At 73.2% G+C, this 26200-nt stretch carries 28 protein-coding genes and 1 pseudogene; 21 read left to right on the forward strand and 8 right to left on the reverse strand.

The genetic code is table 11. The features are described 5' to 3' along the window. Window positions 1–199 precede the first annotated feature (199 nt). From ACH4SE_RS03170 to ACH4SE_RS03195, 6 genes are all read left to right on the forward strand, one after another. Window positions 200–1543 carry an efflux RND transporter periplasmic adaptor subunit gene (locus ACH4SE_RS03170; protein WP_398541512.1) on the forward strand — a complete coding sequence of 448 codons (1344 nt, stop codon included), beginning with the start codon at window positions 200–202 and terminating at the stop codon, window positions 1541–1543. Further along, entirely contained in the window at window positions 1543–2442 is a 900-nt protein-coding gene (locus tag ACH4SE_RS03175; protein WP_398541513.1) for an ABC transporter ATP-binding protein, read from the forward strand. The genes ACH4SE_RS03170 and ACH4SE_RS03175 overlap by 1 nt, the downstream gene beginning before the upstream one ends. Then, entirely contained in the window at window positions 2439–3671 is a 1233-nt protein-coding gene (locus tag ACH4SE_RS03180) for an ABC transporter permease (RefSeq protein ID WP_398541514.1), read from the forward strand. The genes ACH4SE_RS03175 and ACH4SE_RS03180 overlap by 4 nt, the downstream gene beginning before the upstream one ends. Before the next feature lie 47 nt (window positions 3672–3718). Then, window positions 3719–4474: a hypothetical protein gene (locus ACH4SE_RS03185; protein ID WP_398541515.1), complete on the forward strand. Its 756-nt coding sequence runs from the start codon at window positions 3719–3721 to the stop codon at window positions 4472–4474. Window positions 4475–4776: 302 nt separating this feature from the next. Beyond that, entirely contained in the window at window positions 4777–5514 is a 738-nt protein-coding gene (locus ACH4SE_RS03190; protein ID WP_398541516.1) for a response regulator transcription factor, read from the forward strand. Between the two features lies 1 nt (window position 5515). Beyond that, window positions 5516–7021 carry a sensor histidine kinase gene (locus ACH4SE_RS03195; RefSeq protein ID WP_398541517.1) on the forward strand — a complete coding sequence of 502 codons (1506 nt, stop codon included), beginning with the start codon at window positions 5516–5518 and terminating at the stop codon, window positions 7019–7021. On the opposite strand, the gene ACH4SE_RS03200 is transcribed toward ACH4SE_RS03195, so the two are convergent. Continuing rightward, window positions 6996–7454 carry an RbsD/FucU family protein gene (locus ACH4SE_RS03200; protein ID WP_398541518.1) on the reverse strand — a complete coding sequence of 153 codons (459 nt, stop codon included), beginning with the start codon at window positions 7452–7454 and terminating at the stop codon, window positions 6996–6998. The two genes, ACH4SE_RS03195 and ACH4SE_RS03200, sit on opposite strands and share 26 nt — an antisense overlap. A gap of 98 nt (window positions 7455–7552) precedes the next feature. After that, window positions 7553–7936, reverse strand: a pseudogene (locus ACH4SE_RS03205) (TerD family protein); the annotation flags it as partial. A gap of 52 nt (window positions 7937–7988) precedes the next feature. On the opposite strand from ACH4SE_RS03205, the gene ACH4SE_RS03210 reads away from it, so the two are divergent. Further along, a complete protein-coding gene (locus ACH4SE_RS03210; protein WP_398541519.1) occupies window positions 7989–8372 on the forward strand; it encodes a VOC family protein in 384 nt (127 codons plus the stop codon). Window positions 8373–8561: 189 nt separating this feature from the next. Here the strand turns inward: ACH4SE_RS03210 and ACH4SE_RS03215 are convergent, their stop codons facing one another. Together ACH4SE_RS03215 and ACH4SE_RS03220 are read right to left on the reverse strand one after the other, a co-directional pair. Beyond that, window positions 8562–8936, reverse strand: coding sequence for a DUF4259 domain-containing protein (locus ACH4SE_RS03215; protein WP_398541520.1), 375 nt, complete (start codon window positions 8934–8936; stop codon window positions 8562–8564). After that, window positions 8902–9702, reverse strand: coding sequence for a RibD family protein (locus ACH4SE_RS03220; protein ID WP_398541521.1), 801 nt, complete (start codon window positions 9700–9702; stop codon window positions 8902–8904). The genes ACH4SE_RS03215 and ACH4SE_RS03220 overlap by 35 nt, the downstream gene beginning before the upstream one ends. Before the next feature lie 36 nt (window positions 9703–9738). Between ACH4SE_RS03220 and ACH4SE_RS03225 the strand changes: the two genes are divergently transcribed. The 4 genes from ACH4SE_RS03225 (at window position 9739) to ACH4SE_RS03240 (ending at window position 11955) form a co-directional block, all read left to right on the forward strand. After that, window positions 9739–10182, forward strand: a complete 444-nt coding sequence (locus tag ACH4SE_RS03225) for an SPASM domain-containing protein (protein WP_398541629.1) — start codon at window positions 9739–9741, stop codon at window positions 10180–10182. Between the two features lie 4 nt (window positions 10183–10186). Further along, on the forward strand, window positions 10187–10972 hold the full coding sequence (locus tag ACH4SE_RS03230; RefSeq protein WP_398541522.1) for a protein kinase: 786 nt from the start codon (window positions 10187–10189) through the stop codon (window positions 10970–10972). A 67-nt stretch (window positions 10973–11039) separates the two neighbouring features. After that, window positions 11040–11504, forward strand: a complete 465-nt coding sequence (locus tag ACH4SE_RS03235) for a deaminase (RefSeq protein ID WP_398541523.1) — start codon at window positions 11040–11042, stop codon at window positions 11502–11504. A 34-nt stretch (window positions 11505–11538) separates the two neighbouring features. Next, the gene (locus ACH4SE_RS03240) at window positions 11539–11955 is read left to right on the forward strand and encodes a cytidine deaminase (RefSeq protein WP_398541524.1); all 417 of its coding nucleotides are present in this window, start codon (window positions 11539–11541) and stop codon (window positions 11953–11955) included. Between the two features lie 42 nt (window positions 11956–11997). Here the strand turns inward: ACH4SE_RS03240 and ACH4SE_RS03245 are convergent, their stop codons facing one another. After that, window positions 11998–12903, reverse strand: coding sequence for an ATP-binding protein (locus ACH4SE_RS03245; protein WP_398541525.1), 906 nt, complete (start codon window positions 12901–12903; stop codon window positions 11998–12000). A gap of 239 nt (window positions 12904–13142) precedes the next feature. Between ACH4SE_RS03245 and ACH4SE_RS03250 the strand changes: the two genes are divergently transcribed. Continuing rightward, a complete protein-coding gene (locus ACH4SE_RS03250; protein ID WP_398541526.1) occupies window positions 13143–14564 on the forward strand; it encodes an XRE family transcriptional regulator in 1422 nt (473 codons plus the stop codon). Here the strand turns inward: ACH4SE_RS03250 and ACH4SE_RS03255 are convergent. Further along, complete coding sequence (locus ACH4SE_RS03255; protein ID WP_398541527.1) at window positions 14561–15391, reverse strand: alpha/beta hydrolase; 831 nt, start codon at window positions 15389–15391, stop codon at window positions 14561–14563. The two genes, ACH4SE_RS03250 and ACH4SE_RS03255, sit on opposite strands and share 4 nt — an antisense overlap. A 90-nt stretch (window positions 15392–15481) precedes the next feature. On the opposite strand from ACH4SE_RS03255, the gene ACH4SE_RS03260 reads away from it, so the two are divergent. Then, window positions 15482–16492: an aldo/keto reductase gene (locus ACH4SE_RS03260; protein ID WP_398541528.1), complete on the forward strand. Its 1011-nt coding sequence runs from the start codon at window positions 15482–15484 to the stop codon at window positions 16490–16492. Between the two features lie 73 nt (window positions 16493–16565). Continuing rightward, on the forward strand, window positions 16566–17201 hold the full coding sequence (locus tag ACH4SE_RS03265; RefSeq protein WP_398541529.1) for a LysE family translocator: 636 nt from the start codon (window positions 16566–16568) through the stop codon (window positions 17199–17201). Between the two features lie 45 nt (window positions 17202–17246). Here the strand turns inward: ACH4SE_RS03265 and ACH4SE_RS03270 are convergent, their stop codons facing one another. Then, entirely contained in the window at window positions 17247–17474 is a 228-nt protein-coding gene (locus ACH4SE_RS03270) for a DUF2277 domain-containing protein (protein WP_398541530.1), read from the reverse strand. 268 nt (window positions 17475–17742) lie between these two features. Between ACH4SE_RS03270 and ACH4SE_RS03275 the strand changes: the two genes are divergently transcribed. The 3 genes from ACH4SE_RS03275 to ACH4SE_RS03285 all read left to right on the forward strand — a co-directional run bounded on the left by ACH4SE_RS03275 (window position 17743) and on the right by ACH4SE_RS03285 (window position 20890). Continuing rightward, window positions 17743–18600 (forward strand): chitosanase, encoded by an 858-nt coding sequence (locus tag ACH4SE_RS03275; protein ID WP_398541531.1) that lies wholly within the window; start codon window positions 17743–17745, stop codon window positions 18598–18600. A gap of 186 nt (window positions 18601–18786) precedes the next feature. Then, on the forward strand, window positions 18787–19926 hold the full coding sequence (locus ACH4SE_RS03280; protein WP_398541532.1) for a serine hydrolase domain-containing protein: 1140 nt from the start codon (window positions 18787–18789) through the stop codon (window positions 19924–19926). A gap of 13 nt (window positions 19927–19939) precedes the next feature. Next, complete coding sequence (locus ACH4SE_RS03285; RefSeq protein WP_398541533.1) at window positions 19940–20890, forward strand: GNAT family N-acetyltransferase; 951 nt, start codon at window positions 19940–19942, stop codon at window positions 20888–20890. Here the strand turns inward: ACH4SE_RS03285 and ACH4SE_RS03290 are convergent, their stop codons facing one another. Further along, window positions 20891–21268, reverse strand: coding sequence for a hypothetical protein (locus ACH4SE_RS03290; RefSeq protein WP_398541534.1), 378 nt, complete (start codon window positions 21266–21268; stop codon window positions 20891–20893). A gap of 356 nt (window positions 21269–21624) precedes the next feature. Between ACH4SE_RS03290 and kdpF the strand changes: the two genes are divergently transcribed. Genes kdpF through kdpC form a run of 4 tightly spaced genes read left to right on the forward strand, consistent with a single transcriptional unit; the run spans window position 21625 to window position 26188 of the window. After that, a complete protein-coding gene (kdpF, locus tag ACH4SE_RS03295) occupies window positions 21625–21714 on the forward strand; it encodes a K(+)-transporting ATPase subunit F (RefSeq protein WP_398541535.1) in 90 nt (29 codons plus the stop codon). After that, complete coding sequence (gene kdpA / locus ACH4SE_RS03300; protein ID WP_398541536.1) at window positions 21714–23378, forward strand: potassium-transporting ATPase subunit KdpA; 1665 nt, start codon at window positions 21714–21716, stop codon at window positions 23376–23378. The genes kdpF and kdpA overlap by 1 nt, the downstream gene beginning before the upstream one ends. Further along, window positions 23378–25525: a potassium-transporting ATPase subunit KdpB gene (gene kdpB, locus ACH4SE_RS03305; protein WP_398541537.1), complete on the forward strand. Its 2148-nt coding sequence runs from the start codon at window positions 23378–23380 to the stop codon at window positions 25523–25525. The genes kdpA and kdpB overlap by 1 nt, the downstream gene beginning before the upstream one ends. A gap of 30 nt (window positions 25526–25555) precedes the next feature. Continuing rightward, window positions 25556–26188, forward strand: coding sequence for a potassium-transporting ATPase subunit KdpC (gene kdpC, locus ACH4SE_RS03310; RefSeq protein ID WP_398541538.1), 633 nt, complete (start codon window positions 25556–25558; stop codon window positions 26186–26188). Window positions 26189–26200 lie beyond the last annotated feature (12 nt).

Here is a 26200-nt window from a genome sequence, read left to right on the forward strand (position 1 = left end):
ATGACTGAACCGCACGCACGTAGGCGCCGCCCGACCGTCGCCTGTGAGTTCCCGGGGAGCGAAACGGTCCCGAAGGGACGGGACGGACCGGCCCGCGGGCGAAGTGCGGCGTATGCGCGGACAAGCGGCTTTCGTGTTCCCAGGGAACTCCCAGCCTCCTCCCAGGGCATCAAAGGAGTGGGCCGCCAGGATGCGGGCCATGAAGGTGCTCCCACGGCGGCGCAGGGCCGCCCTGATCAACTCGGTGCTCGGCGTGGTCGTCCTCGCGGGTGCCGGCGGCGCCTACGCGGCCGTCCACGACGACGGCGCCCCGTCCTCCGGCAGCGGCACCGCGCGGGTGGCGACCGTCTCCAGGGGAACGGTCTCCACCACGGTGTCCGGCTCCGGCTCCCTGGTCTCGCCCAGTGACGCGGGCCTGAACTTCACCACCGGCGGCACGCTCACCGAGGTGAAGGTCAAGCCGGGCGACAAGGTCACGAAGGGCCAGGTGCTGGCCAAGGTCGACGCCACGGACGCGAAGGCGACCCTCCAGCAGGACGAGGCGACGCTCGACGCCGCCGAGGCCAACCTCACCAAGGTCGAGGCCGGTGAGGTGCCCGCCTCGTCCTCCTCCGACGGCACCTCCGGCCGCAGCGGCGGGCAGTCCTCGCCCACCCCCGCGCCGACGCCGACCGTCGATCCCGTGCAGCTCGCACAGGCGCAGGCCCAGCTCACGCAGGCGCAGAACGCCGTGGACGCCGCCCGGCGCGCGGTCGACGGCACGACGCTCAAGGCCCCGGTGGCCGGTACGGTCGCCTCGGTCGGCGGCGCGAAGGGCGACACCGTCTCCGGCACGTCCGGCAGCGGCAGCGGCTCCGGCGGGAGCGGAGGGAGCGGCAGCAGCTCCGCGGGCAGCAGCTCCTCCTCCAGCTCGCCCAGCGGCTTCATCGTGCTGACGAACCCGGCGAACATGCAGGTCACCGCCAACTTCTCGGAGGCCGACTCGCTCAAGATCAAGGCCGGCCAGCCCGCCACCGTCACCCTCAACGCGCAGTCCGGCACCGTGCTGGACGCCAAGGTGCTGTCCATCAGTTCGCTCCCGGCGAGCAGCAGCTCGGCCTCGGGCGGCGGTTCGGGCTCGTCCGGCAGCGCCGTGCAGTATCCGGCGGTGCTCCAGATCACCGGCGACACGTCCGGCCTGCGCACCGGCCTGAGCGCCGCCATCCAGGTCACGACGGCGACCGCGACCGACGTGCTCACGGTGCCGACCGCCGCGGTGTCCGGCACGGGCAGCAACCGCACGGTGCTGGTCGTCGGCAAGGACGGCTCCACCACCCGCACCCCCGTGACCGTGGGCGTCGAGGGCGACTCGGCCGACCAGATCACCGCGGGCCTGACGGAGGGCCAGCAGGTGCAGATCCCGAGGGTCGCCTCGTCCGGCAGCAACGGCTTCCCGAGCGGTGCCTTCCCCGGCGGCGTCGGCAGCCTCGGCGGCGGCAGCCGCTTCGGCGCGGCCGGCGGCGGTGCGGGCGGCGGCTTCCGGCAGGGCGCGGGTGGCCGCTGATGAGGTTCGGCCTGGGCGGCGGCGCCCACCGCCGCGGGGGTGCGGCGCCGCCCGAGGAGGCGGCGGCGCAGGAGAGCCCGTGGGGCCCGCCGCCGGTCATCGAGGTGCGGGCGCTGCGCAGGACGTACGGCACCGGTGACGCGGCCGTGCGCGCGCTCGGCGGCCCGCCCGACCCGGTGACCGGCGAGGACAGCGGGATCGACCTGGTCGTCGCGCAGGGCGACATGGTCGCGGTGATGGGCAGCTCCGGCTCCGGCAAGTCCACGCTCATGAACATCCTGGGCTGCCTGGACGTGCCGACCTCCGGCCGCTACCTGCTGGACGGCATCGACGTCGGCGGCCTGGACGAGCACCAGCTGTCGCTGGTGCGCAACCGCAAGATCGGCTTCGTCTTCCAGTCCTTCAACCTCGTCCCGCGCACCCCCGCGCTCGCGCAGGTCGAACTCCCGCTGGCCTACGCCGGGGTGAGGGCCGCCGAGCGGCGCCGCCGGGCGACGGCGGCGCTGGAACTGGTCGGCCTCGCCGACCGGATGGACCACCGCCCCAACGAGCTGTCCGGCGGCCAGCAGCAGCGCGTGGCCGTGGCCCGCGCCCTGGTCACCGCACCGGCGATGCTGCTGGCCGACGAGCCCACCGGCAACCTGGACAGCCACAGCACGGAGGAAGTGCTCTCGATCGTGGACCGGCTCAACGCGTCGGGGCGCACCGTCGTCCTGATCACCCACGAGGACGAGGTCGCCCGGCACGCCAAGCGTGTCGTGCGGCTGGTGGACGGGCAGATCGTGGCCGACGTCCGGCAGGCGCCGGTCGAGGGCCCGCCGCCCGCGCTGCGCGACGCGGCGCTCTTCGCGGGCGGCGCGCCGCAGGCGGCCGCCCGGCCGGCGGGGGGTGCGCGGTGAACCCCCTGGAGACGCTGCGCTTCGCGGTCGGCGGCCTGGCCGCCAACAAGGTCCGGTCGGCGCTGACGATGCTCGGCGTGCTGATCGGCGTGGCCGCCGTCATCATCCTGCTGGCGGTCGGCAACGGCTCGTCGCAGTCCGTCAGGGACTCCATCGAGAAGCTCGGCACCAACTCGCTGACCGTCACCTCCGGCGGCGGTTTCAGCGGCGGCGGCGCGGGCGGCGGCCGTACGTCCCCGGCGGCCGGCACCAAGCCGCTCACGGTGGACGACGCACGGGCGCTTGCCGACACGTCGGCCGCACCGCACGTGAAGTCGGTCGCGCCGGAGGTCACCACGTCCCAGACGGCGGTGTACGACGGCACGTCGCACACGGTCGGCCAGGTCGTCGGCACCTACCCGGCGTATTTCGAGGCGTCCAACAGCAAGGTGGACAAGGGCGACTACTTCTCCGCCGACGACGTCCTCAACACCCGCAAGGTCGCGGTGATCGGCTCGACCACCGCCACCGACCTGTTCGGCACGCAGGACCCGGTCGGCAGGAAGGTCGTCGTCGGCGGCACGCCCTTCACCGTGGTCGGCGTGCTGGCCACCAAGGGCGGCACCGGCTTCCAGGACCCGGACGACACGGTGATCGCACCGCTGCCGACCGTGCAGAACGCCTTCACCGGCTTCGGCTCGGTCAGCCAGATCCTGGTCGAGGCGACCTCGGCGGGCGCCACCACGCCCGCGCAGGACGAGATCACCACCGTGCTGATGGCGCGGCACGGCCTGAAGGACGCCAGTGCGCTGGACTTCCGCGTCAGCAGCCAGCAGTCGCTGCTGGACACCCAGTCCGACACCAACAGGACCTTCACCGTGCTGCTCGGCGCGGTGGCCGCGATCTCGCTGCTGGTCGGCGGGATCGGCATCACCAACATCATGCTGGTGACGGTCACCGAGCGGACGCGGGAGATCGGCATTCGCAAGGCGATCGGCGCTCCGCGCGGGGTCATCCTCGGGCAGTTCCTGGCCGAGTCGACGCTGCTGTCGCTCATCGGCGGCGGGCTCGGGGTCGTCGGCGGGCTCATCGGCTCGCACTTCACGATCGTCGGCATCACACCGGTGGTCATCCCGGAGTCGGTGTGGGGCGCCTTCGCCATCGCCGTGGCCATCGGCCTGTTCTTCGGCGGCTACCCCGCCAACCGCGCGGCCGGCCTGCGGCCCATCGAGGCCCTGCGGCACGAGTGACACGACCCATGACGATCGGACACGAGGAACGAGAGGAAGGGGCCGCCATGGCGCGACGCCGCTCCGGACCCGTCAAGGCGGACGACCACGGCACGGACCTGCTGCCGCTCGTCCCGGAGGAGCACACCGGCGCCGTGGCCGTACCGCGCGGCACCGAGGTGATCGGGGGCGGCGGGCCGCTGCCCGCCGTACGGCCCGAGGACGTCCTGGCCGAGCCGCCGGACGCCCGCGACATCTCGGCGGAGCTGGCCGCCCCGCCGCGCCGCGGGCTGCCGTGGCTGACGCTCGCCCTGTCGGCGTGCGTCGTCGCGGCGGGCGCCTTCATCGGCGGCGTCTACGTCGAGAAGCACCATCTGAACGGCTCGCCGTCCCAGAACCCCTTCGCCGCCGCGGGCAGCGGGCGCACCGGCGGCGCGGGCGCCACGGCCGGCGCCGGACGCGGCTTCGGCGGCACGGGCGCCGGTACGGGGACGGGCGCGGGCGGCGGCCTGACCTTCGGCACGGTCAAGCTCGTCGACGGGGACACGATCTACCTCACCGACGCGCAGGGCAACACCGTCAAGGTCACCACCACCGGCTCCACCAAGGTCACCGAGTCCAGGGCCGGCAAGGTCGCGGACCTGAAAGCCGGCCAGACGGTGACCGTCCGCGGCACCGCCGACTCCTCCGGCAACGTCGCCGCGACCACCGTCACCGAGGGCGCGACCACACCGGGCGGCTTCGGCGGCTTCGGCTTCGGCCAGGGCGGCCCCGGCGGCACCGCGGGCGCCGGGGGAGCCGGGGGCACCGGAGGCGGCAACTGACCCCCGCCCGGCCCGCGGCCGGTGCGGCGCGGGCGCACAGGTCCGCCCGGCGGCGGCCGGGTGGCCCTGTGCGCGTCGCTCACAGGTCCGCGACGTACGGTGGCGCGTCCGGCCCCGCCGGCGCGGCCGGCGGAGGTGCGCCCGCGCTCCGGCGGGCGCTCGTCCGCCTTCCGGCGCCGGCCGGGCCGGCGCCCGTACGGCCGTACGCGTCCCGCCCTCCGGCGCCGCCGGGCCCGGCACCGCGCGGGCCGCGGCAACCGCACCGTCGCACGACCGGACCGGCAGGTCCAGGAGGCAGCACCATGGAGACGCCCGAAGCCAGGCTCCTCGTCGTCGACGACGAGCCGAACATCCGGGAACTGCTGTCCGCGTCGCTGCGCTTCGTCGGCTTCCACGTCGACTCCGCGGGGACGGGCGCGGAGGCGCTCGCGGCCGTCGCCCGCCAGCGGCCCGACCTCGTCGTCCTCGACGTGATGCTGCCCGACACGGACGGCTTCGCCGTCGTCGGGCGGCTGCGCGAGGAGGCCGGCCGGCACGGCAGGGCCGCGGCGGACGACCACATACCCGTGCTCTTCCTGACCGCGCGGGACGGCGTCGAGGACAAGATCAGCGGCCTGACGGCGGGCGGCGACGACTACGTCACCAAGCCCTTCAGCCTGGAGGAGCTGATCGCCCGCATCCGCGCCATCCTGCGCCGCACCGGAGGCCCCACCGACGACGGCCGGCTCGTCGCGGGTGACCTGGAGCTGGACCCCGTGGGCCACCAGGTCACCCGCGCCGGGCGGCCGGTCTCGCTGTCGCCGACCGAGTTCAAGCTGCTGGCGTACCTGATGGCGAACGCCGACCGGGTCGTCTCCAAGATCCAGATCCTCGACCACGTGTGGGCGTACGACTTCGGCGGCGACCTGAGCATCGTCGAGTCCTACATCTCGTACGTGCGGCGCAAGGTCGACTCGGGCGCGGGGGGCGCCGTCAAGCTCATCCACACCGTGCGCGGGGTCGGCTACGTGCTGCGCCGCCCGCCGCAGCCCCAGCACTGACATGGCCGCCCTGCTGGGGAGGTGGCGCCCCTCCGCGCTGTCGCTGCGCTCGCGGCTGGTGCTGCTGTCGCTCGTGCTCGGGCTGCTCGGGCTCGCGGTGAGCGACACCGTGGTGCTCGGTTCGGTGCGCGGCCGGCTGGTGCAGCGCGTCGACCAGCAGCTGCAGCGCTACGGCGGGCCGCTCGCGCAGCGGCTCGGCACCGAGGACATCCCCCGGCCGCGCACCGCGGGACCCGGCAACCGGGCGTGGCTGCCGAGCCAGTTCGTGGTCGCCTTCGCGTCCGCGGACGGGCACATCTCCGAGCAGTTCCGGCTGCCGGTCGCCGCGGGCGACCCGCGGCCGCTGTGGCCGCGGCTGGACGCCGCCGCCCTCACCCGGCGGTTCGGCAAGCCCTTCGACGTGGCCAGCGACCACGGCGGCGGGCGCTGGCGGGTGCTCGTCATGCCCGTGACGCCTTCCTCCGTGCCGTCGGGCCGCACCCCGCCCGCCGGGGTCGTCGTCGCCGCCTCACTGGACGACGTGTCCTCGACGATCTCCCGGCTGAGCACCGCCTTCTGGCTCATCGGCGCCGTGGTCGCCGTGCTGCTCGGGGTGGCGGGCTGGTTCGCGGTACGGGCCGGGCTGCGGCCGCTGCGGCGGATCGAGGCGACCGCGGTGGAGATCGCCGAGGGCCGCCCGCTGTCGCACCGGATGCCCGCGGCCTCCCCGCGCACCGAGGCGGGCCGCCTCGCCTCCGCCCTCAACGGCATGCTCGCGCAGATCGAGTCGGCCTTCGCGGCGCGCGCGGAGTCCGAGGAGCAGATGCGCCGCTTCGTCGCCGACGCCGGCCACGAGCTGCGCACCCCGCTCGCCGGGATCCGCGGCTTCGCCGAGCTCTACCGGATGGGCGCGCTGCCCGGCGAGGCGGACGTCAGGCGGACCATGGCCCGTATCGAGAGCGAGGCCGTCCGCCTCGGCGGGCTGGTCGAGGACCTGCTCACGCTGGTGCGCACCGAGGAGCTGCGGCCCGTCCAGCTCGCCCCGATGGACCTGCGCACCCTCGCCGTGGACGCGCTGCACGACACCACCGCGCTGGACCCGACCCGCGAGGTCACGCTGACCGGCCCCGGCGGTGACGGCCCGCCCGCGGCCGCCCCCGTCGCCGGCGACGAGGCCCGGCTGCGGCAGGTCGTCGCCAACCTCGTGGGCAACGCCGTCGCCCACACCCCGCCGGGCACGCCCGTCCGGATCGGCGTCGGCACGCAGGGCGGCCACGGCGTCCTGGAGGTCGCCGACACCGGTCCCGGGCTCACGCAGGCCCAGGCCGCGCGGGTCTTCGAGCGCTTCTACCGCACCGACGCCTCCCGGACGAGGGCGGGCGGCGGGGGCGCGGGCCTCGGCCTGTCCATCGTCGCCGCCCTGGTCGCCGCCCACTCCGGCCACGTCGAGCTGGACACCGCCCCGGGCCGTGGCGCGACCTTCCGCGTCCGCCTCCCCCTCGTCACCCCTGCCGGACGCCCAGCGTGAGCAGCAGGTTCGCGTACGTACGGCGGTCGCCGGTGGCGACGACGAGAGCCGTGTCGGGCCCGCGGGCGGCGTCGTAGAAGCCGAAGCGGTCGAGCGTCCCGAGCGCCGGGAGGTGCGGCAGCGCGGCGCGGAAGTCGGCGAAGACCTCCGGTTCGGGGGTGCCTTCGGGGGGCGCCATGACGGTCGCCGCCTCGATGGGGGCGGCGTCCGCGAGGGCGGCGAGCACCTCGGTGACCAGCAGCCGGTCGGGCGCGAGGTTGAGGTAGACGCGCTCGGCGGCGGGGTTGGCGCCGGTGGTGTGCGGGTAGTGCCCGTCGCTGATCAGGATCCGGGAGCCGTGCCCGGCGGACGCCAGGGCTGCCAGAATCATCGGGTGGGTGAGCTGGTAGCGCAGCATGGCGGGGGCTTTCGGGGCGCGGTGGGGCTGAGACATCGGACCTTTGTGAGCCTAGTGGCGCACGAAATCGCTCAGCAACCCCGTCGGGGCGGGCGCCCGGCAGTGGGGCGCCCGCCCCGACGTGCGTGACCCCCTCAGCCGGCCACCGGCTGCGGGGACCTGCGCGGCGAGGGCACCCGCCGCTCCAGCGCCGTCACGACGCTGCCGTGGAAGCGGTCCACCGCGTCGTCGACGCTGCGGATGAAGCTCGACTCGGCACTGCCCCGCGTGCTGCCCATGCCCTTGAGCAGCGACACCCGGAAGCCGGTGATACGGGCGCCGTCCCGCGGCAGCAGATCAGCCGGTTCGGGCCGCAGCTTCTCCAACGTGCCGCGCGGGCCCGTCGCCTGCCCGTCCGTCAGCGTCTCCACGTGCACGTCGGCCGGCGCCTCGCCCAGCTGCCGCATCAGCCGCTTCGCCCACGTCAGCGGCTGGCCCTGCTCCGGTGCGGGCACCTCGATGGACGTCCGCAGCCTCCCCGCGGCTCCGCCGCGCTGGCGCCCGGCCCGCGTCTCGGGGAGGCTGGCGGGCATGGCTTCCGTGGTGCAGAACGTGGCGATCGACTGTGCGGACGCGTACGCGCTCGCGTGCTTCTGGAGCGAGGCGACCGGCCGCCCGCTGGACCCCCGGTGCCGTCCGGGCGACGAGGAGACGTGGGTGGAGCAGGCCGAGGGCCCGGCGCTCTACTTCAACCAGGTGCCCGAGCCGAAGACCGTCAAGAACCGCGTCCACCTGTGCCTGCGCCCCGACACCACCCGCGAGGACGAGGTCGGCCGCCTGCTCGCCCTCGGCGCCACCCTCGTCGCCGACCGCCGCAACCCCGACGGGACGGGCTGGGCGGTCCTGGCGGACCCGGAAGGGAACGAATTCTGCGTGCTGCGCAGCGCGTCGGAGCGGGCCGCGGCGGGGGCGTGACGGCGGCCCGAGCGGTGGCCGACGCGACACCGCGCCGATCGGGGACGTCCGGGTGGACGTCGCGACGGCGACCACGCCGGACGACGCGGTGGACCTGCCGGACGGGGCGGCCCTGCCGGACGGGGCGGCGGCCCTCGCCAGGGACCGTACGGCGCCGGGACCGCCCCCGTACCGCCGGTACTTCGCCCGCTACGCCGCCGAATGCACCGACGCCTCGGCCAGGCGCTCGAACGTCCCGTTGAGCACCGCCCTGCGCTCGTCCTTGTACGCGGGCTTCGGCCCCAGGCCGTCGATCGTCCGCTCCCACACCGTCAGGAACGTCTCCTGCCAGGCCCGTATCGTCTCCGCGGGCGGGAGGGCCACGCCCACCCAGTCCTGCCGCTTCAGCAGGAGCAGCAGCTCCAGGTTGCAGGGCACGGCCACGCCCCAGTACTCGTCCGGCTCCAGCTCCACCGGATCGCCGGCCATCGCCTCCGCCACCTCGCCCACCAGCCGTCCGGCCAGCTCGCCGAGGTGATCGGCCGCCGTGTCACTGTCGAAGTTCCCCGCGCCCCAGGTCCCCACGGCTCCGCCTCCGGTCGGTGTCCCCGCCGCTGCTGTTGCCCGCCATCACAGCAGAGGGGTCTGACAAGGCCCGGCGGGGCCCCTGGGAGACGTTCTCCCCGGGCGCGTAGCGGAGGAGCACCACGTCGCCGATCGTGCGGGTGCCCAGCAGGGTGAGGCGGCGGGTGGGACCGCCCGGGAAGGCGGCGGAGCCGAGGAAGCGCGGCGCTGCGGGCTGGCCGACGAGCAGCGGGGCGACGGCCAGGTGCACTTCGTCGGCCAGGCCCTGCGCCAGGAACTGCGTGTGGATCGTACCGCCGCCCTCCACCATGAGCTGCCGCACGCCGCGCCCGGCGAGGTCGTCCAGCATGGCGCCGAAGTCGACGGCGGGGCCGGTGCTCACGACGTCCGCGAGGCCGTCGAGGGTCTCGCGCAGCTTCGGCGCGGCGGTGTCCGTGGTGTAGACGACCTTGCCGTCGCCGTAGTGCCAGAACTTCAGGTCGCGGCTGAGTTCGCCGCTGCCGGTGAGCGTGACCTTGAGCGGGTACTCCGGCTTGCCGGCCGCGGTCCGGGCGGCGCGCCGCTCGGGGCTCTTCACCAGGAGGCGGGGGTTGTCGCGGCGGAGCGTGGTGCCGCCGATGAGGATGGCGTCCGACTCCGCGCGGACCTGGTCGACGCGGTCGAAGTCGTCGGCGTTCGACAGCATGAGCCGGTCCGGAGACGTGTCGTCGATGTAGCCGTCGATGGAGGTCGCGACGCTCAGGACCACGTAGGGGCGCTCGGCCATGTGATCATCCGTTCCGGGTCGTTGGGTTCAGACTTCGTGGGCCACGACGCCGTCGAGAGCCGTGCGGAATCCCGTGACGCCGGGCACGGAGCTCCATCGACTCAACTCCGTTTCCAGGCAGGCCAATTCCCCGAAGATGCTGGCCGATCGCGTCTCGCCCCGGACCTCTCCGGCCTTTGCGGCGACTGCGGGAACGGCAAGGCGGCGGTCGGGCCGGACGGCACGGTGTCGCCGTGCGTCTTCTCGACGTTCCTCGACGTGGGCAACGTTCGTACCGCTCCGCTGGCCGATATCCTCGGCGGCGCCGCCATGACCGGAGCCAACGCCGTCATCCGCGAAACGGTTCCGGCGGGCGGGCCCTGTCGCCCGGACTCGATCCCGTGCAGCCCCGACAACGCCCCCCGGCAGCCGTGCGGGCCGGAGGACAACGCGGAGTGCAGCCCGGGGACGCCGCCCAGCACGTGCAATCCGAGGAGATGACCCGGTGATCGTCGAGCGTGAGATCTCCGAGCTGGTCAGCGCGTGTGCGGGCGAGGTGCTGTCCCTGCGGCCCACTCGGTACGGATTCAGCTCCGACCTGACCGCGCTGGCCGAGTGCGAGAGGGGGGCCTTCTTCGTCAAGGCCATGCGTAACAGGCCCGGCGGACGTCGTGACTCGCTCATGCGGGAGCGGGACATCAACCCCTTCGTCCGGGATGTGGCTCCCGAGCTGCGGTGGTACGCCGAGGACGAGGCCTGGTGCGTGCTCGGGTTCGAGCCGGTCGAAGGGCGGCCGTCGGACATCGAGCCGGGCTCGGCGGATCTGGGGCTGATCGCCGACCTCGTGTCGGCCGTCGGGGCGCTGGAACTCCCCGACGTGGCGCGGCATTGGCCGGAAACCCGGTGCGACGCGTACGTCGCCGACGCGGGTGATGCCGGGTGGTTCCGGGGGGACACGCTGCTGCACACCGACGTCAACGCGGACAACGTGCTGATCGGCGCGCAGCGGGCGTGGCTCGTGGACTGGTCCTGGCCAACGCGGGGCGCGGGCTTCATCGACCCCGCCTGCTTCGTGCTCCAGCTCGTCGCGGCAGGACACGAACCCGCCGAGGCCGAGGCGTGGGCGTCCCGCTGCCCGGCCTGGACGGAAGCTGACCCCCGCGCGATCGACGCCTTCGCACGGGCCGACGTCCGCATGCACGAGGCCTTCGCCGCCTGCAGGCCCGAGGCCGACTGGCTCAGGGCGCTGGCGGCCGGCGCACGGGAATGGGCCGCACACCGCGGCCTCTGACGCGCCCTTCGGCCGGTGCCCGCCGGTGCTGTGTCCCCCCGAACCGAGCCCCCGAGGAGATCCGTACATGACTCTCACCCCTTCTGAACCCGACCGCCACTGGATGGCCCGCGCCATCGAGCTGTCCCGGTCCTGCCCTCCCGTGGCGAACCGCTTCAACGTCGGGGCGGTCGTCGTCGACGCCGACGGCCGGGAGATCGCCACCGGCTACAGCCGTGAAGGCGGTGACCCGCACGTGCACGCCGAGGAGTCGGCCCTCGCCAAGCTCGCCCCCGACGACCCCCGCCTGCTGTCCGCCACGATCTACAGCACCCTTGAACCGTGCTCGGAGCGTGCCTCCCACCCCGTCCCCTGCGCGAGCCTGATCGTCGACGCGCGCATCCCCCGCGTCGTCATCGCCTGGCGGGAGCCGTCGCTGCTCGTCGCCGACTGCCAGGGAGTCGAGCAGATGACGGCCGCGGGGATCGAGGTGGTCGAGCTTCCCGACATGGCGGAGGCGGCCCGCGCGGTCAACGCGCATCTGGAGCTCTAGCGTGGGGGGTCGGCCGAGCGGAAGGTGGAGGCACATGGACGGGACGACTGCCCAGGACGTCGACCGGGAGCTGGTCGAGGCGGCCACGCGCGTCGCGCGCGAGCGGTGCCGGGGGGACAACCACACCGTCGCCGCCGCCGGGCGGGGCGCGGACGGGCGGATCGTCACCGCCGTGAACGCCTACCACTTCACCGGCGGCCCGTGCGCGGAGCTGGTGCTCATCGGGGCGGCGGCCGCGCAGGGGGTGTACGAGCTGGGGACGGTCGTCGCCGTGGGGGACCGCGAGCGGGGGGTCATCCCGCCGTGCGGCCGGTGCCGCCAGGTGATGCTGGACTACTTCCCCGGCGTGCGCGTCATCGTCGGGGGCGGCGACGCGCTGCGGGCGGTACCGATCGCCGAGCTGCTACCGGAGACCTACGTCTGGGCGGATCACCAACTCGACGCGGAATAGTGCTCGCCCGCGCGCCGGGAGAGCGCGCGGGCGGAAAAGTGGTCATCCGGGCAGGAGCGGGGGAGTCTCGGGGGCGCATTCGGCCCAGACGGTCTTGCCGATCCCCGCGCGGTCCCCGGTACCCCACCGCCCACCGGTGAGCGCGTCCACGAGGGCCAGCCCGCGGCCGGAGTCGGCTTCGGCTCCAGGCGCGCGGAGTTCGGGCCGGGTGGGGTCGGCGTCGTGGACCTCGATACGGAGCGAGCCGTCCGGCAGGCAGGTGAACCGCGTCTCGACGAGGCTGTCCTCGGCGGCGGTGGCGTGCCGCAGCGCGTTCGTGACCAGCTCGGAGAGGACCAGCTCCGCGGTGTCGGCCAGCCCGGTCATCCCCCGCCGTGCCAGATGACGCCGCAGCAACCGCCTGGCCGTGCCGACGTACACGGGCTCACCGGGCCACCGGTACACCACCTCGGTCGGGCTCTCGGAGACGGTCACGGGGAGGCCCCGGAAGAGCGGTGAACCGTCGGCCCCGTTCCAGGCGATCTCGCGGGCCAGTGTGCTGCCTGCCTCGGCCGATGGGCCGGGAACAGCGGGGCCGGACCCATGAAGACGCTCGCGCAGGCCACCGGCCACCCTCACCGCGTCCCGCAGCGCGTGCAGCAGGTGCGGAACCATCCCGGTCAGGTCAGTGCCCGGGGTCCTGTCCGTCCACGCCGAGTCCGCGTCCCGCAACGTCCTCTCGGCCATGGCGAGTTGTGTCCTCTCCAGGCCGTCCGCCAGACCCGACATGAACGAGTCGCCCCGGTCGGTGCTCAGGTAGGACGGGCGTACGCCGTCGCCGGGCCAGGGCAGAAGCCGCATCGCCTCCGGCCCGGCCACGGCAGGGCCGACGCGTCCGAACCGCGGTGGGTCGCACGGACGCGGTACTGCCGGAGTGGTGCCTCCGGGCTCCTCATGGATACTGCTCATGACTGCTCGCTCCGTTCGAGTGGTCCACGCCCCGGGCCGTCGCAAGCGGTGCCGGGGTCCGGTCTGCACGGCACGAATGCCGTGTCCACGAGCTTCGAGCGGCCGGGCGCCGGAAGGAACAGCGGGCGGGCAACCCCGCAAGCCCCAACGGGGTACCCCGTTGATGTCCATTCGGGGAACCCCGCTCCCTGTCCGGGAGCTACGCTGGAATGGATCACTGGCCTTCCGCAAGGTGACCCATGGACGAACGCGAAATCCGGCGCACCGGCTATCCGCTCACAATCCCCGAGGCGCTGTTGCAGAGCGAGGCCATGCGACGGGCCTGCGCCGCGCGGAACTTCCAGGAGATCTTCCGCCTGGTCAACAGGCGAACGGGCTCCAGCCACGCGGCGATCGCGGCCGCGGTGGGGAAGATGACCAGCACCCGCGTCAGCGACATCATCCGGGGCGTCCGCGGCATTCGAGGGCGCGAAGTGATCGAGCGCGTCGCCGACGGATTCGGTATCCCCGGTGAATTGCTGGGCGTTGCCCCGCGCCCCTGGGAGGGTTCCCGGGGCGACGTCGATGGAGCCGCATCCGACTGCGGTAGCGTCCCGATCACCACTGACTCCGGAGAAGGAGCCCGGAGTCACCACGGGGCAATCCAGGAGTACGAGGTCATGAGCCCACTCAATCGCCGCGCCCTCCTCATGGGAGGAATTGCCGCCATGGTCCCCACGGTGGGCGACTCCGACGAGATGCAACGGGCAGCAGCAGTGCTGGAAGACGCGCGCCGCAATCTCGACGGCCCCGTGGTCGATTTCTTCCGGGAGCGTCTCGACGCGGCCAAGCAGGACGACGGGGCCCTGGGGGCACGGAGAACGCTCCCGCTGGTCCTCGGTCTGCTGGGCGCCATCGGGCAGAGCGCACGAGAGGTGAAGCCCGCCGTCCGGCGAGATCTTCTGTCCGTCGGCGCGGACGGTGCGGAGTTCGTCGGGTGGCTGTATCGCGACATCGAACAGCCGACCGCCGCCGTGTTCTGGTACGACCGGGCCATGGAATGGGCGCAGGAGGCCGACGACCCGGCCATGCAGGGCTATTTGCTGCTCAAGAAATCGCAAATGGCGTACGACGCGGGGGATGCAGGGCGCATCCTGGCACTGGCGCAGGCAGGCCGGCACGAGAGGTGGCAGCTTCCGGTCCGCGTCCAGGCGGAAGTGGCGCAGCAGGAAGCGCTGGGGTGCGCGATGACGGGCGAGCCCTTCTCACTGGTGGAGCAGAAACTCGGCAACGCTCGTGAACTGCTGGGTCGCGCGGCCCACGACGAGCCGGGCGGGCTCGGATCCTATTTCAACGAGCACACCTTGCTGCTCCGCAACGCGGTGACCTACACGGAGGCGGGCAAGCCGAGCCTCGCAGCCGACCTCTTCGGAAGAATCATTGCGGAGGGGACACTTTCTCGCCGGGATGTGGGGTTCTTCAACGCCCGGCGGTCCGCCGCCCTGGCGCTGAGCGGCGAACCGGACGAGGCGGCGCGCATCGGATCTGTGTCGGCAGAGGTCGCCACGGCCATGAACTCGGAGCGCACGCTCCGGATCCTGGGTGAGGTGTCGCGGACATTGAACCGCTGGCGCAGTCGCCCCCTGGTGCGTGATTTCCGCGAGAAGCTCATGGCGGCCTAACCCTGCGATGGGCTCCGGGTCAGCCAGTCGATCACGGTCCGTATGACGAACGCCTGCCACTCCTGGCTCTGCGGCTCGCGATATCCCGGATCGTCGTGAACGGCGAAGCCGTGCTGCGCCCCGTCGATCTCGACGAGTTCGCACGGTGCACGGAATTGCCGAGCGGCGGACCGCGAGGACTCGACCGACACGAAGGTGTCCCGGGTGCCGTGCACGATGAGCGTGGGCGACCGGATCTCGCCGAGTACCGCGTACGGGTGCAGCCAGAACACCTCGTTGAGCAGCGGGCGGCCGTGCCGCAGGGTCGGCGTGAACTGGATGAACCCGTCCTCGGTGAGTCGCAGCGCCGCTTCCTCGCTGATCGAGTCGTCCACCCAGTAGGGGCGCGTGTCGATCGTGCGTTTCTTGTAGTCCAATTGCGGGTTGAACAGTACGAGTCGCGAGATGTCGTCCGCACGTTTGGCCGCGTAGTATGCGCAAACGCCGCCACCGAAGCTGGCGCCCAGCAATGTGATCTCCTGGACGGACGTGGCGTCCCGCAGCCGCGAAACGGCCACCCGGATGTCGTTGAGGATCGTGGCGAGCGTCAGCTCCTCCTGCCGCCCTTCACTCTCACCATGCCCCCGCAGGTCGAAGCGGAGAGAGGGAATTCCACTGTCCGCCAGCCCGGTGGCCAACCGTGTGAAGAACCCGCCCTCGTCGCGGGTGACACCGCCCCCGTGGACCAGCACCACACCTTGCGACGAGCGCGTGTCGGGTTTCACGAGGCTGCCGGACAAGCGCAGACCGTCGAGGGTACGAAGCGTCACGCTGTCTGCCGCAGGCATGCTTCGAGCCTAGCGCCCGGCTTCGCTCCCGCGCCGTGTCCCGGCGTGAGGCTTGCCCTCAAGTGCACTCCAGGGTGTTGGCTGAGGGGCATGAGATATACGCAGTTGGGGCGCACGGGGCTGCGGGTCGGGCGACTCGTGCTGGGGACCATGAACTTCGGGGGGCTGGCGGACGAGGCGACCTCGCACGCGCTCATGGACACCGCCCTCGACGCGGGGGTGAACTTCTTCGACACCGCGAACATCTACGGGGTCGACGAGCGCAAGGGGCTCACCGAGGAGATCCTCGGGCGGTGGTTCGCGCAGGGTGGCGGGCGGCGGGACAAGGTCGTGCTGGCCACCAAGCTGTACGGGAACATGACCAACGACGGCACGCCGTGGAACGTGCAGTCGTGGCCCAACCACGACCGGCTCTCCGCGCTGAACATCCGGCGTGCGGTGGACGCCAGCCTCGCGCGGCTCGGCACGGACCACATCGACGTCTACCAGATCCACCACATCGACCGGGCCACTCCGTGGGAGGAGATCTGGCAGGCGATGGACGTGCTGGTGGCGCAGGGGAAGATCCTCTACGCCGGGTCCAGCAACGTCGCCGGCTGGCACATCGCGCAGGCCAACGAGACGGCGCGGGCCCGCGGGTCGTACGGGCTGGTCAGCGAGCAGTGCTTCTACAACCTGGCGCAGCGCAGCGCCGAGATGGACGTCATCCCGGCGGCGCAGGCGTACGGGCTCGGGGTCATCCCCTGGTCGCCGCTCAACCAGGGGCTGCTGGGCGGCGCGCTGCGCAAGGAGCGGGAGGGCGGCGGCTCGCGGACGTCGATGGGGCGGGCCGCGGCGGGGCTGGCCGATCCGGCCGTACGGGAGAAGGTCCGCCGTTACGAGGAGCTGTGCGCGCGGGACGGGCTGGAGCCCGGCGAGGTCGCCCTCGCGTGGCTGCTCACCCGGCCGGGTGTGACCGGGCCGATCGTCGGGCCGCGCACCGCCGGGCAGTTCGCGTCGGCCCTGCGGGCGCTGGACCTCGACCTCGGCGCGGACTTCCTCGCCGAGCTGGACGCGATCTTCCCGGGCCCCGGGCCGTCGCCGGAGGCCTTCGCCTGGTAGGGCGGCGCGGGCCGGGGGCCGCCGGGCGGAAATCCGGCGGCCCCGCGCCCGCCCCGCGCCGTACGCTCGCCGCATGCTGCACACCCTGCTGCCCTTCCTCGGCGCCTGCACGCTGATAGCCGCCTCCCCCGGGCCGAGCACGCTGCTGATCATCCGGCAGTCGCTGCGGAGCCGCCGGGCCGGTTTCCTGACCGTGCTGGGCAACGAGACGGGCGTCTTCGTCTGGGGCACCGTCGCCGCCTTCGGGCTGACGGCGCTGCTGGCCGCGTCGCAGGTGGCCTACGACGTCATGCGGGTGGTGGGCGCGGTGACGCTCATCGGCTTCGGGGTGCGCACGCTGCTGGAGGCCCGGCGGGGCGAACCGGGCGGCGACGGCATGCGGGAGGGCGCGGCGGCGGAGGCCGTGCCCCGCTCGGGCTTCGCCTCCTACCGCTCGGGGCTGCTGCTGAACCTCGCCAACCCGAAGGCCGCGGTCTTCGCGATGTCTTTCCTGCCGCAGTTCGTCCCGGCGGGCGCGCCGCAGCTGCCGGCGATGGTGGGGCTGGCCGCGCTCTGGGCCGTCTTCGAGATCGGCTACTACGGCACCTACGTGTGGTGCGTCGGCCGCCTGCAGCACCTCATCTCCCGCGCGGCCGTCCGCCGCCGCCTCGAACAGGTCTCGGGCGGGGTCCTGCTGCTGCTCGGGGTGCGCATGGCCGTCGAGAGCTGAGCCCTCCGCGGGGCGCGGAGCAGCCCTGTGCGGGCCCCGGGCCCGTCAGCTCGCCGCCTTCGCGGCGGACCCCCGTATCTCCAGCTCGTCCAGCAGCGTCGCCGTGGCCGCCGCCACCGCCTCGACCGCCGCGTCGAACGCCTCGCGATTGTGCTTCGCGGGCGCGCGGAAGCCGGAGATCTTGCGGACGTACTGGAGCGCGGCGGCCCGGATGTCCTCGTCGTGGACCTCGGGCGCCATCGGGGGACGCAGGGTCTTGATGCTTCGGCACATGTCTCCAGTGTGCCGCGGGGGTACGACAACGGGGCGGCGGACGCCCCGCGGGCGGGTGCCGAGGCAGGCCCAGCCCACGCGCCCGCCCGCCCCCGTACCGCACGCGGTTTCGCTCCGGCCCCTTGGCGCGCGGGCGCCCCGGTGCTTGAATGCCAGTGGTTAGGAAGCTTTCCTAACCATCCACCCGCAGTCCCGCACGCACCACCCCCGCCCGAGGCCGTCCCACCGCACCTTCGCGGTGCCGCGGCGGCCGGAAACGGAGACGCACGTGCACAAGTCCCCCCACGCGACCCGCCGGGTCGCCCTGCTCGCCGCGACCGCCCTGCTCGCCGCCGGCGGCACCTCCCTCGCGCTGGCCGGCACCGGCACCGCGGCCGTCCCCGCCGTCACCGCCCCGCACGCGGCCGGGGCGGGGCTCGCCGACCCGCACAAGAAGGAGATGGCCATGGAGCTGGTCTCCTCCGCCGAGAACTCCACCCTGGACTGGAAGTCCCAGTACAAGTACATCGAGGACATCGGCGACGGCCGCGGCTACACCGCCGGCATCATCGGCTTCTGCTCCGGCACCGGCGACATGCTCGAACTCGTCCGTCACTACACGGACATGAAGCCGGGCAACGTCCTGGCGAAATACCTGCCCGCGCTGGAGGACGTCAACGGCTCGGACTCCCACGCGGGCCTCGGTTCGGCCTTCGTGAGCGCGTGGCGGACCGCCGCCGGGGACACCGTCTTCCAGCAGGCCCAGAACGACGAGCGCGACGGCGTCTACTTCGACCCCGCGGTGAACCAGGGCAAGGCGGACGGCATCGGCACGCTCGGGCAGTTCATCTACTACGACGCGATCGTGATGCACGGCCCCGGCGACGACCCCGTGAGCTTCGGCGGCATCCGCAGGACCGCGATGAAGAAGGCCAGGACCCCGGCGCAGGGCGGCGACGAGACCGCCTACCTCAACGCCTTCCTCGACGCCCGCAGGGCGGCGATGAAGACGGAGGACGCACACGACGACACCAGCCGTGTCGACACCGAGCAGCGCCTCTTCCTCCAGGCCGGCAACCTCGACCTCGACCCGCCGCTGCACTGGAGGACCTACGGCGACCCGTACCAGATCCTGACCCTCCCCTGAGGAGCGCAGTGACCGGCGGCCCGGACGCTCCCGCCCTCCGGCGTCCGGGCCGCGCCCATGTCGGCGGCCGCGGCCCGCGCGGGAGGGGGCTGACCCCCGCCCGGAGCAGGGGGGCAGCCGGGTGGGACGCGGGCCGGTCCGCTGGTGGGATGGAGGGGAAGGAGCGCGACGGAACGGGGGAAGGGCATGCCGGTGTTCGGGACGCGGAAATGGGTACGGGGGGCGGCCGCGCTCGGCGGCGCCGTCATGGTGCTGCTGGCCGCTGCGCCGGGGGAGGCGGCGCCGGGAGCGCGGAGCGCGTTGCAGCAGGAGGTGGACGCGGTGCGGGCCTCCGGAGTCGTGGGGGTCGGCGCCGAAGTCCTCACCCCGCAGGGGGACGTCACCGCGCGGGCGGGAACGGCGACGGCGGGGACGGGCCGGGCGATGCCCGCGGACGGCCGGTTCCGGATCGGCAGCGCCACCAAGACGTTCACCGCCGCCGTCGTGCTCCAGCTCGTCGGCGAGGGGAGGCTCTCCCTCGACGACACCGTCGAGAAGTGGCTGCCCGGCGTCGTCCGGGGCAACGGCAACGACGGACGGGCCATCACCGTACGGCAGTTGCTCCAGCACACCAGCCATGTGCCGGACGTCGCACCGCTCGTACCGGCGCTGAACACCGCCGAGGGCTATGCCGCCGGGCGCTACCGGGCCTACACGCCCGAGCAGTTGGTGGCGCTCGCGATGACGCAGCCGCGGGTGCCCGGCGACGGGTGGACTTACTCCAACACCAACTACACGCTCGCCGCGATGGTCATCGGCAAGGTCACCGGGCGCAGTTGGGCGCAGGAGGTCACCGACCGGATCATCCGGCCGCTGGGGCTGCGGGACACCAGCGCGCCGGGCGCCTTCCCGTACGTCACCGGGCCGCACGCGGACGCCTACGCCACCTTCAACGGCACCAGCGTCCCCACCGACGTCACCGTGCTGGACCCGAGCATGGCCGTCGGGTCGGGCGCGCTGATCAGCAGCACGCACGACCTCGCGCGCTTCTACACCGCCCTGCTCGGCGGCCGGCTGCTCGCGCCCGCGCAGCTCGCGGAGATGACGTCGACCGTGCCCGCGCCCGACCTCCAGGTGGACTACGGGCTGGGCCTCGGCCGCATCCCGCTGTCCTGCGGCGGCAGTTACTACGCGCATCCCGGGGAACTGCTCGGCTACCACACCTGGGGCGGTGTCACCGCGGACGGGACGCGCAGCGCGGTGGTGTACGCGACCAGCGACGGCGGACCGGACACCCAGGCGGCCATGAGCGACCTGGTGGACCGGGAACTCTGCGGGGTGCGCTGAGCGTCAACCGGGGGTGAACGATCTCACCCTGCGGCCGATCAGCGGGGCCGGTGAACTCGGCCTCTTCTCGCGGCTGCCCTACGTCCTCAACGGCGAACTCGCCGCCGACCTCGCCGCCGGGCGGCGGCGGCCGGAGTGGATGTGGGTCGCCCTGCGCGGGGACGAGCTGGTCGCCCGGGTGGCCTGGTGGGCGCGGGCGGCGGGGGACGCGCCGATGTTCCTGGACATCCTGGACCTCGCCGCGGGGGAGGACGCCGGGACCGGGGTGCGGCTGCTGGAGACGGCCGGGGCGGCCGTCCTGCCGGAGGGGACACGGCGCCCCGGGTACACGCGCTTCGTGCCGCCGGACTGGCGGGAGGACGCGGCCGTCCGGGAGGGCGTCGAGGAGCGGATGCGGATCGTCGAGCGGACCGGCGGGCGGCTGTTCGTCGAGCGGCTGCGGCTGGAGTGGCGGCGCGGGACGCCGGTGCCGGAGCCGGCCGGGCGGCTCGCCTTCCGCGGGGTGCGGGACCGGGCCGAACTCGTCGGCCTCATGACGCAGGTGCTCGACGGGACGCTGGACGCGCACAGCCGCGACGACCTGACCCGGATGACGGCGGCGCAGGCCGCGGAGCAGCAGTACGACGAGGAGCTGGAGCGGTACGCGTCACCGCGCGAGTGGTGGCGGGTCGCGACGCTGCCGGACGGCGGCGAGCCGGTCGGGTTCGTCATTCCGGCGCGCAACGCCTACCACCCGATCATCGCGTACCTCGCGGTGCTGCCCGCCCACCGGGGGAAGGGCTTCATCGACGACGTGCTCGCCGAGGGCACCCGCGTCCTGGCCGCGCAGGACGAGGCGGACGTCCCGCGGATCCGCGCGTCCACCGACGTCGGCAACGTGCCCATGGCGAACGCCTTCCACCGCGCCGGATACGTCACCCACGAGTGCCAGATCGACATGGTCTGGCCGGACCCGCGGGCCTGATCAGGCGATCTGCGAGGAGAGCGGCGCCCCGTCCACCACGTAGACGAGGGCGACCCGCTGGCCCGCGGTGAGCGAGCCGGCCTGCGCGGACGGCGGGATGTGGGCGCGCACCAGGAAGTCGTGCGAGTCGAACAGCGTCATCCCGGGGATGGCCCGCAGCAGCGAGGAGACGGGGACGGACGCGGCGTCCTCGTCCCCGGACGCGGCGCGGCGCAGGACGCGGAAGAGCCCCACCGCCCCCTCGGCGGCGACCTCGCTGAGCACCAGGGCCTGCCGGTGCGCCGCCTCCGGATCGAGGGCCGGGTCCGCGCCGGGCGCCTCGCCGTGCGCGTCCCGCGGGTCCTGTACCGGCCCGCGGCGTCCTCCGTGTGACGCCATGCCGCACCTCCGCCGTACGTGCGCACGCACATATATGACCGTTTCGCGGTCATACGACCGCATTACGAGCGTACGCCGGACCCGGGCCCGCGCAAACCCCGCCCGCCCCGCCCGCGTCAAGGCCACGTCAACGCCGCCGCCGCGCGCGCAAGGGAAACGTCAACGGCGGCGTTCCCGGCCCGCGCCGGGGCGACCGTAGCAGCGGGGCCCCGACCGGGGCCCCCGTGCCGTCCTCGGCCGTCATCACGCCTGTCACCACCTGGGGTGCCGCGGAAAATGTCCGATCTCGTATTCATCGCCGTGACGATCGCGGTCTTCGCCGTGCTCGCGCTTGTCGCCAAGGGGGCCGGGCGGCTGTGAGCGCAGACAACATCATCGGGCTCGTGGTCGCCGCAGTCCTGCTCGGTTACCTCGTGCTGGCCCTGGTCCTCCCGGAGAAGTTCTGATGGACGACACTCTCGCGGGCTGGCTCCAGATCACCGTCCTGGTCGCGGCCCTCGCCCTCACCTACCGCCCGCTGGGCGACTACACGGCCCGCGTCCTCACCACGGGCAAGCACCTCGCCGTCGAGAAGGGGCTCTACCGCCTCGGCGGCGTGGACCCGGACGCGGACCAGCAGTGGGGTGCGTACCTGCGCAGTGTGCTGGCCTTCTCGGCGGTCTCGCTGCTCCTGCTCTACGGGATGCAGCGCCTCCAGAACCACCTGCTGCTGTCGCTGGGCTTCCCGCCGGTCAGGGCGGACCAGGCGTTCAACACCGCGGCCTCCTTCGTCACCAACACCAACTGGCAGTCGTACAGCGGCGAGGTCACGATGGGCCACCTGGTCCAGATGGCCGGGCTCGCGGTGCAGAACTTCGTGTCCGCGGCCGTCGGCATCGCCGTCGTGGCCGCGCTGATCCGCGGCTTCACGCGCAGGCGCACCGACCGGATCGGCAACTTCTGGGTCGACCTCACCCGGATCGTCGTACGGCTGCTGGTGCCGGTGGCGTTCGTCTTCGCCCTCGTGCTGGTGGCGCTGGGCGCGGTGCAGAACTTCCACGGCATCCACGAGATCGGCACGCTGATCGGCGACAGGCAGTCGCTCACCGGCGGCCCGGTGGCCTCGCAGGAGGCCATCAAGGAGCTGGGCACCAACGGCGGCGGCTTCTACAACGCCAACGCCGCCCACCCCTTCGAGAACCCGAACGGCACGAGCAACCTCATCGAGATCTACCTGCTGCTGGTGATCCCCTTCGCGCTGCCGCGCACCTTCGGCCGGATGGTCGGCGACAACCGGCAGGGCTACGCGATCCTCGCCGTCATGGGCCTGATCTGGGCCGCCTCCGTCGCCCTCGTCACCGTCAACGAGCTGCACAGCGTCAGCAGCACCGCGGGCCACTCCGCCGGCGGGATGCTGGAGGGCAAGGAGGAGCGGTTCGGCATCTGGGCCTCGGCCCTCTTCGCCGCGTCCACCACGCTCACCTCCACGGGCGCGGTGAACTCCTTCCACGACTCCTTCTCGCCCGGCGGCGGCGGGATGACGATCTTCGACATGATGCTGGGCGAGATCGCGCCCGGCGGTACGGGATCGGGCCTGTACGGCATCCTCGTCCTGGCGGTCGTCGCGGTCTTCGTGGCCGGGCTGATGGTCGGCCGGACCCCGGAGTACCTGGGCAAGAAGCTCGGGGCGCGGGAGATGAAATTCGCCTCCCTCTACATCCTGGCGACCCCCGCCGTGGTGCTCGTCGGCACCGGCGCCGCGATGTCGCTCAAGGGCGAGCGCGCCGGGATGCTCAACACCGGCCCGCACGGCTTCTCCGAGGTGCTCTACGCGTTCACCTCCGCGGCCAACAACAACGGCTCGGCCTTCGCCGGACTCGGCGTGAACACCCACTGGTACAACACCGCCCTCGGCCTGGTGATGCTCTTCGGCCGCTTCCTGCCGATGGTCTTCGTGCTCGCCCTGGCCGGCTCGCTCGCGCAGCAGCAGCCCGTCCCCGTCACGGCGGGCACGCTGCCCACCCACCGGCCGCAGTTCGTCGGCCTGCTCACCGGCGTCATCACGATCGTCGTGGGCCTCACCTACTTCCCCGCGCTCGCGCTGGGTCCGCTCGCGGAAGGTCTGCACTGATGTCCCTGTCCACCGACCGGCAGCGGCCGGTCCCGTCGGGCGGCTCGCCGGAGCCGTCACCGTCGCACGAACCGCACCGGATATCGGGCGGCCTGCTGGACCCCCGGCAGATGCTGGTGTCGCTGCCGGACGCGGCGCGCAAGCTCGACCCGCGGGTCATGGTGCGCAACCCCGTCATGTTCGTCGTCGAGGCCGGCGCGGTGCTGACGACCTTCTCCGCGATCAGGGACCCGGGCGTCTTCGCCTGGGTGATCACCGTGTGGCTGTGGCTGACGGTGGTCTTCGCCAACCTCGCGGAGGCCGTGGCCGAGGGCCGCGGCAAGGCGCAGGCCGAGACGCTGCGCAGGACCAGGACCGAGACCGTCGCCCGCCGGCTGACCGGCTGGCGGCACGGCGCCAGCACGCTGGAGGAGGAGAGCGTCCCGGCGGCGAACCTGCGGCTCGGCGACCACGTCGTGGTCGAGGCCGGGCAGATCATCCCGGGTGACGGCGACGTCGTCGAGGGCATCGCCTCGGTCGACGAGTCGGCGATCACCGGCGAGTCCGCGCCCGTCATCCGCGAGTCGGGCGGCGACCGCAGCGCGGTGACCGGCGGCACGAAGGTGCTCTCCGACCGGATCGTCGTCACGATCACCTCCAGGCCCGGCGAGACCTTCATCGACCGGATGATCGCCCTGGTCGAGGGCGCCGCCCGGCAGAAGACCCCGAACGAGATCGCGCTCAACATCCTGCTCGCCTCGCTCACCGTGGTCTTCCTGCTGGCTGTCGTCACGCTCCAGCCGATGGCGATCTACGCGGGCGCCGAGCAGTCGCTCGTCGTGCTGGTCGCGCTCGTCGTGGCGCTCATCCCGACGACGATCGGCGCGCTGCTGTCCGCGATCGGCATCGCCGGCATGGACCGGCTGGTGCAGCGCAACGTGCTCGCGATGTCCGGGCGCGCGGTCGAGGCGGCCGGTGACGTCAACACGCTGCTGCTCGACAAGACCGGCACCATCACCCTCGGCAACCGCGAGGCGGCGGAGTTCCTGCCGGTCGGCGGGATCTCCCTCGACGAGCTGGCGGACGCCGCCCAGCTGTCGTCGCTGTCGGACGAGACGCCCGAGGGCCGCTCCGTCGTCGTGCTGGCCAAGGAGAAGTACGGGCTGCGCGGCCGGGAGCTGGGCGGCCAGGCCGAATTCGTGCCCTTCACGGCGCAGAGCCGGATGAGCGGCGTCGACCTCACCGAGGACGGCGACCGGCGCGAGCTGCGCAAGGGCGCGGCCGCCGCGGTCATGCACTGGATCCGGGCCAACGGCGGGCACCCGACCGACGAGGTCGGCCCGATGACCGACGCGATCTCGGCGAGCGGCGGCACCCCCCTCGTCGTCGGCGAGGTCGTGCGCCACGCGGACGGCGGCACGACCGCGGTGGTGCTCGGCGTCGTCCACCTCAAGGACGTCGTCAAGGCGGGCATGCGCGAGCGCTTCGACGAACTGCGCCGGATGGGCATCCGCACGGTGATGATCACCGGTGACAACCCGCTGACGGCCAAGGCCATCGCGGCCGAGGCGGGCGTCGACGACTTCCTCGCCGAGGCCACGCCCGAGGACAAGATGGCGCTCATCAAGCGCGAGCAGGCGGGCGGCAAGCTCGTCGCGATGACCGGCGACGGCACCAACGACGCGCCCGCGCTCGCCCAGGCCGACGTGGGCGTGGCCATGAACACCGGCACCTCGGCCGCCAAGGAGGCCGGGAACATGGTGGACCTGGACTCCAACCCCACCAAGCTCATCGAGATCGTGGAGATCGGCAAGCAGCTGCTCATCACCCGCGGCGCGCTCACGACCTTCTCGATCGCCAACGACGTGGCGAAGTACTTCGCGATCATCCCCGCGATGTTCGCGATCGCCTACCCGGGCCTGGACACGCTCAACGTCATGCGGCTGCACAGCCCGACGTCGGCCATCGCCTCCGCGATCATCTTCAACGCGCTGATCATCGTCGCGCTGATCCCGCTCGCGCTGCGCGGGGTGCGCTACCGGCCGTCGTCGGCGGGCGCGCTGCTGGGCCGCAACATCCGGATCTACGGGCTCGGCGGGCTCGTCCTGCCCTTCCTCGGCATCAAGGCCATCGACCTGGTCGTCCAGTTCGTCCCCGGACTGCGCTGACCGGCGGACCGCACCGAAAGGAGACACACCATGGCCCACCACCTCCCCGCGCCCGTCCGCCGGCACCTCGCCGCGCTGCGGATGCTGCTGGTGCTCACCGTGATCACCGGCGTTCTCTACCCGCTCGCCGTCACCGGCGTCGCGCAGGCCGCCTTCCACCACCAGGCCGAGGGATCGCTCGTGCGGCAGGACGGGAAGACGGTCGGTTCCGGCCTGCTGGGCCAGACCTTCGACCTGCCCAGGAAGAACCCGGACGACCCGGACGAGGCCCCGCGCCCCGACCCGAGGTTCTTCCAGCCGCGCCCCTCGGCGGGCGCCTACGACCCGCTGGCGTCGGGCGCGTCGAATCTCGGGCCCAATGACCCCGGCCTGGTCAAGGCGATCGAGCAGCGCCGCAAGGACGTCGCGGCCTTCGACGGGGTCGCCCCGGAGGACGTCCCCGCGGACGCCCTGACCGCCTCCGGTTCCGGCCTCGACCCGGACATCTCGCCGGCGTACGCGTACGAGCAGGCCGCCCGGGTCGCGAGGGCCCGCGGCCTGGACCCCGCGGCGGTGCACGACCTGGTCGCCCGCCATGTGCACGGCCGCGACCTCGGCTTCCTCGGGGAGCCGCGCGTCAACGTCCTGGACCTGAACAGGGCGCTGGAGTCAAGGACCCGCTGACGCCGCCGCCCG

It is taken from the genome of Streptomyces sp. NPDC020983, from assembly GCF_044333485.1.
Classification (GTDB): Bacteria; Actinomycetota; Actinomycetes; order Streptomycetales; family Streptomycetaceae; genus Actinacidiphila.

Coding starts and splice junctions, on each gene's coding strand:
- ACH4SE_RS03280 (WP_398541532.1), top strand. CDS start 18,787: ATGCCGGTGTTCGGGACGCGGAAATGGGTACGGGGGGCGGCCGCGCTC.
- ACH4SE_RS03185 (WP_398541515.1), top strand. CDS start 3,719: ATGGCGCGACGCCGCTCCGGACCCGTCAAGGCGGACGACCACGGCACG.
- ACH4SE_RS03250 (WP_398541526.1), top strand. CDS start 13,143: ATGGACGAACGCGAAATCCGGCGCACCGGCTATCCGCTCACAATCCCC.
- ACH4SE_RS03175 (WP_398541513.1), top strand. CDS start 1,543: ATGAGGTTCGGCCTGGGCGGCGGCGCCCACCGCCGCGGGGGTGCGGCG.
- ACH4SE_RS03190 (WP_398541516.1), top strand. CDS start 4,777: ATGGAGACGCCCGAAGCCAGGCTCCTCGTCGTCGACGACGAGCCGAAC.
- ACH4SE_RS03240 (WP_398541524.1), top strand. CDS start 11,539: ATGGACGGGACGACTGCCCAGGACGTCGACCGGGAGCTGGTCGAGGCG.
- kdpB (WP_398541537.1), top strand. CDS start 23,378: ATGTCCCTGTCCACCGACCGGCAGCGGCCGGTCCCGTCGGGCGGCTCG.
- ACH4SE_RS03245 (WP_398541525.1), bottom strand. CDS start 12,903: ATGAGCAGTATCCATGAGGAGCCCGGAGGCACCACTCCGGCAGTACCG.
- ACH4SE_RS03270 (WP_398541530.1), bottom strand. CDS start 17,474: ATGTGCCGAAGCATCAAGACCCTGCGTCCCCCGATGGCGCCCGAGGTC.
- kdpC (WP_398541538.1), top strand. CDS start 25,556: ATGGCCCACCACCTCCCCGCGCCCGTCCGCCGGCACCTCGCCGCGCTG.
- ACH4SE_RS03195 (WP_398541517.1), top strand. CDS start 5,516: ATGGCCGCCCTGCTGGGGAGGTGGCGCCCCTCCGCGCTGTCGCTGCGC.
- kdpA (WP_398541536.1), top strand. CDS start 21,714: ATGGACGACACTCTCGCGGGCTGGCTCCAGATCACCGTCCTGGTCGCG.
- ACH4SE_RS03210 (WP_398541519.1), top strand. CDS start 7,989: ATGGCTTCCGTGGTGCAGAACGTGGCGATCGACTGTGCGGACGCGTAC.
- ACH4SE_RS03235 (WP_398541523.1), top strand. CDS start 11,040: ATGACTCTCACCCCTTCTGAACCCGACCGCCACTGGATGGCCCGCGCC.
- ACH4SE_RS03170 (WP_398541512.1), top strand. CDS start 200: ATGAAGGTGCTCCCACGGCGGCGCAGGGCCGCCCTGATCAACTCGGTG.
- ACH4SE_RS03265 (WP_398541529.1), top strand. CDS start 16,566: ATGCTGCACACCCTGCTGCCCTTCCTCGGCGCCTGCACGCTGATAGCC.
- ACH4SE_RS03260 (WP_398541528.1), top strand. CDS start 15,482: ATGAGATATACGCAGTTGGGGCGCACGGGGCTGCGGGTCGGGCGACTC.
- ACH4SE_RS03290 (WP_398541534.1), bottom strand. CDS start 21,268: ATGGCGTCACACGGAGGACGCCGCGGGCCGGTACAGGACCCGCGGGAC.
- ACH4SE_RS03200 (WP_398541518.1), bottom strand. CDS start 7,454: ATGTCTCAGCCCCACCGCGCCCCGAAAGCCCCCGCCATGCTGCGCTAC.
- ACH4SE_RS03220 (WP_398541521.1), bottom strand. CDS start 9,702: ATGGCCGAGCGCCCCTACGTGGTCCTGAGCGTCGCGACCTCCATCGAC.
- ACH4SE_RS03255 (WP_398541527.1), bottom strand. CDS start 15,391: ATGCCTGCGGCAGACAGCGTGACGCTTCGTACCCTCGACGGTCTGCGC.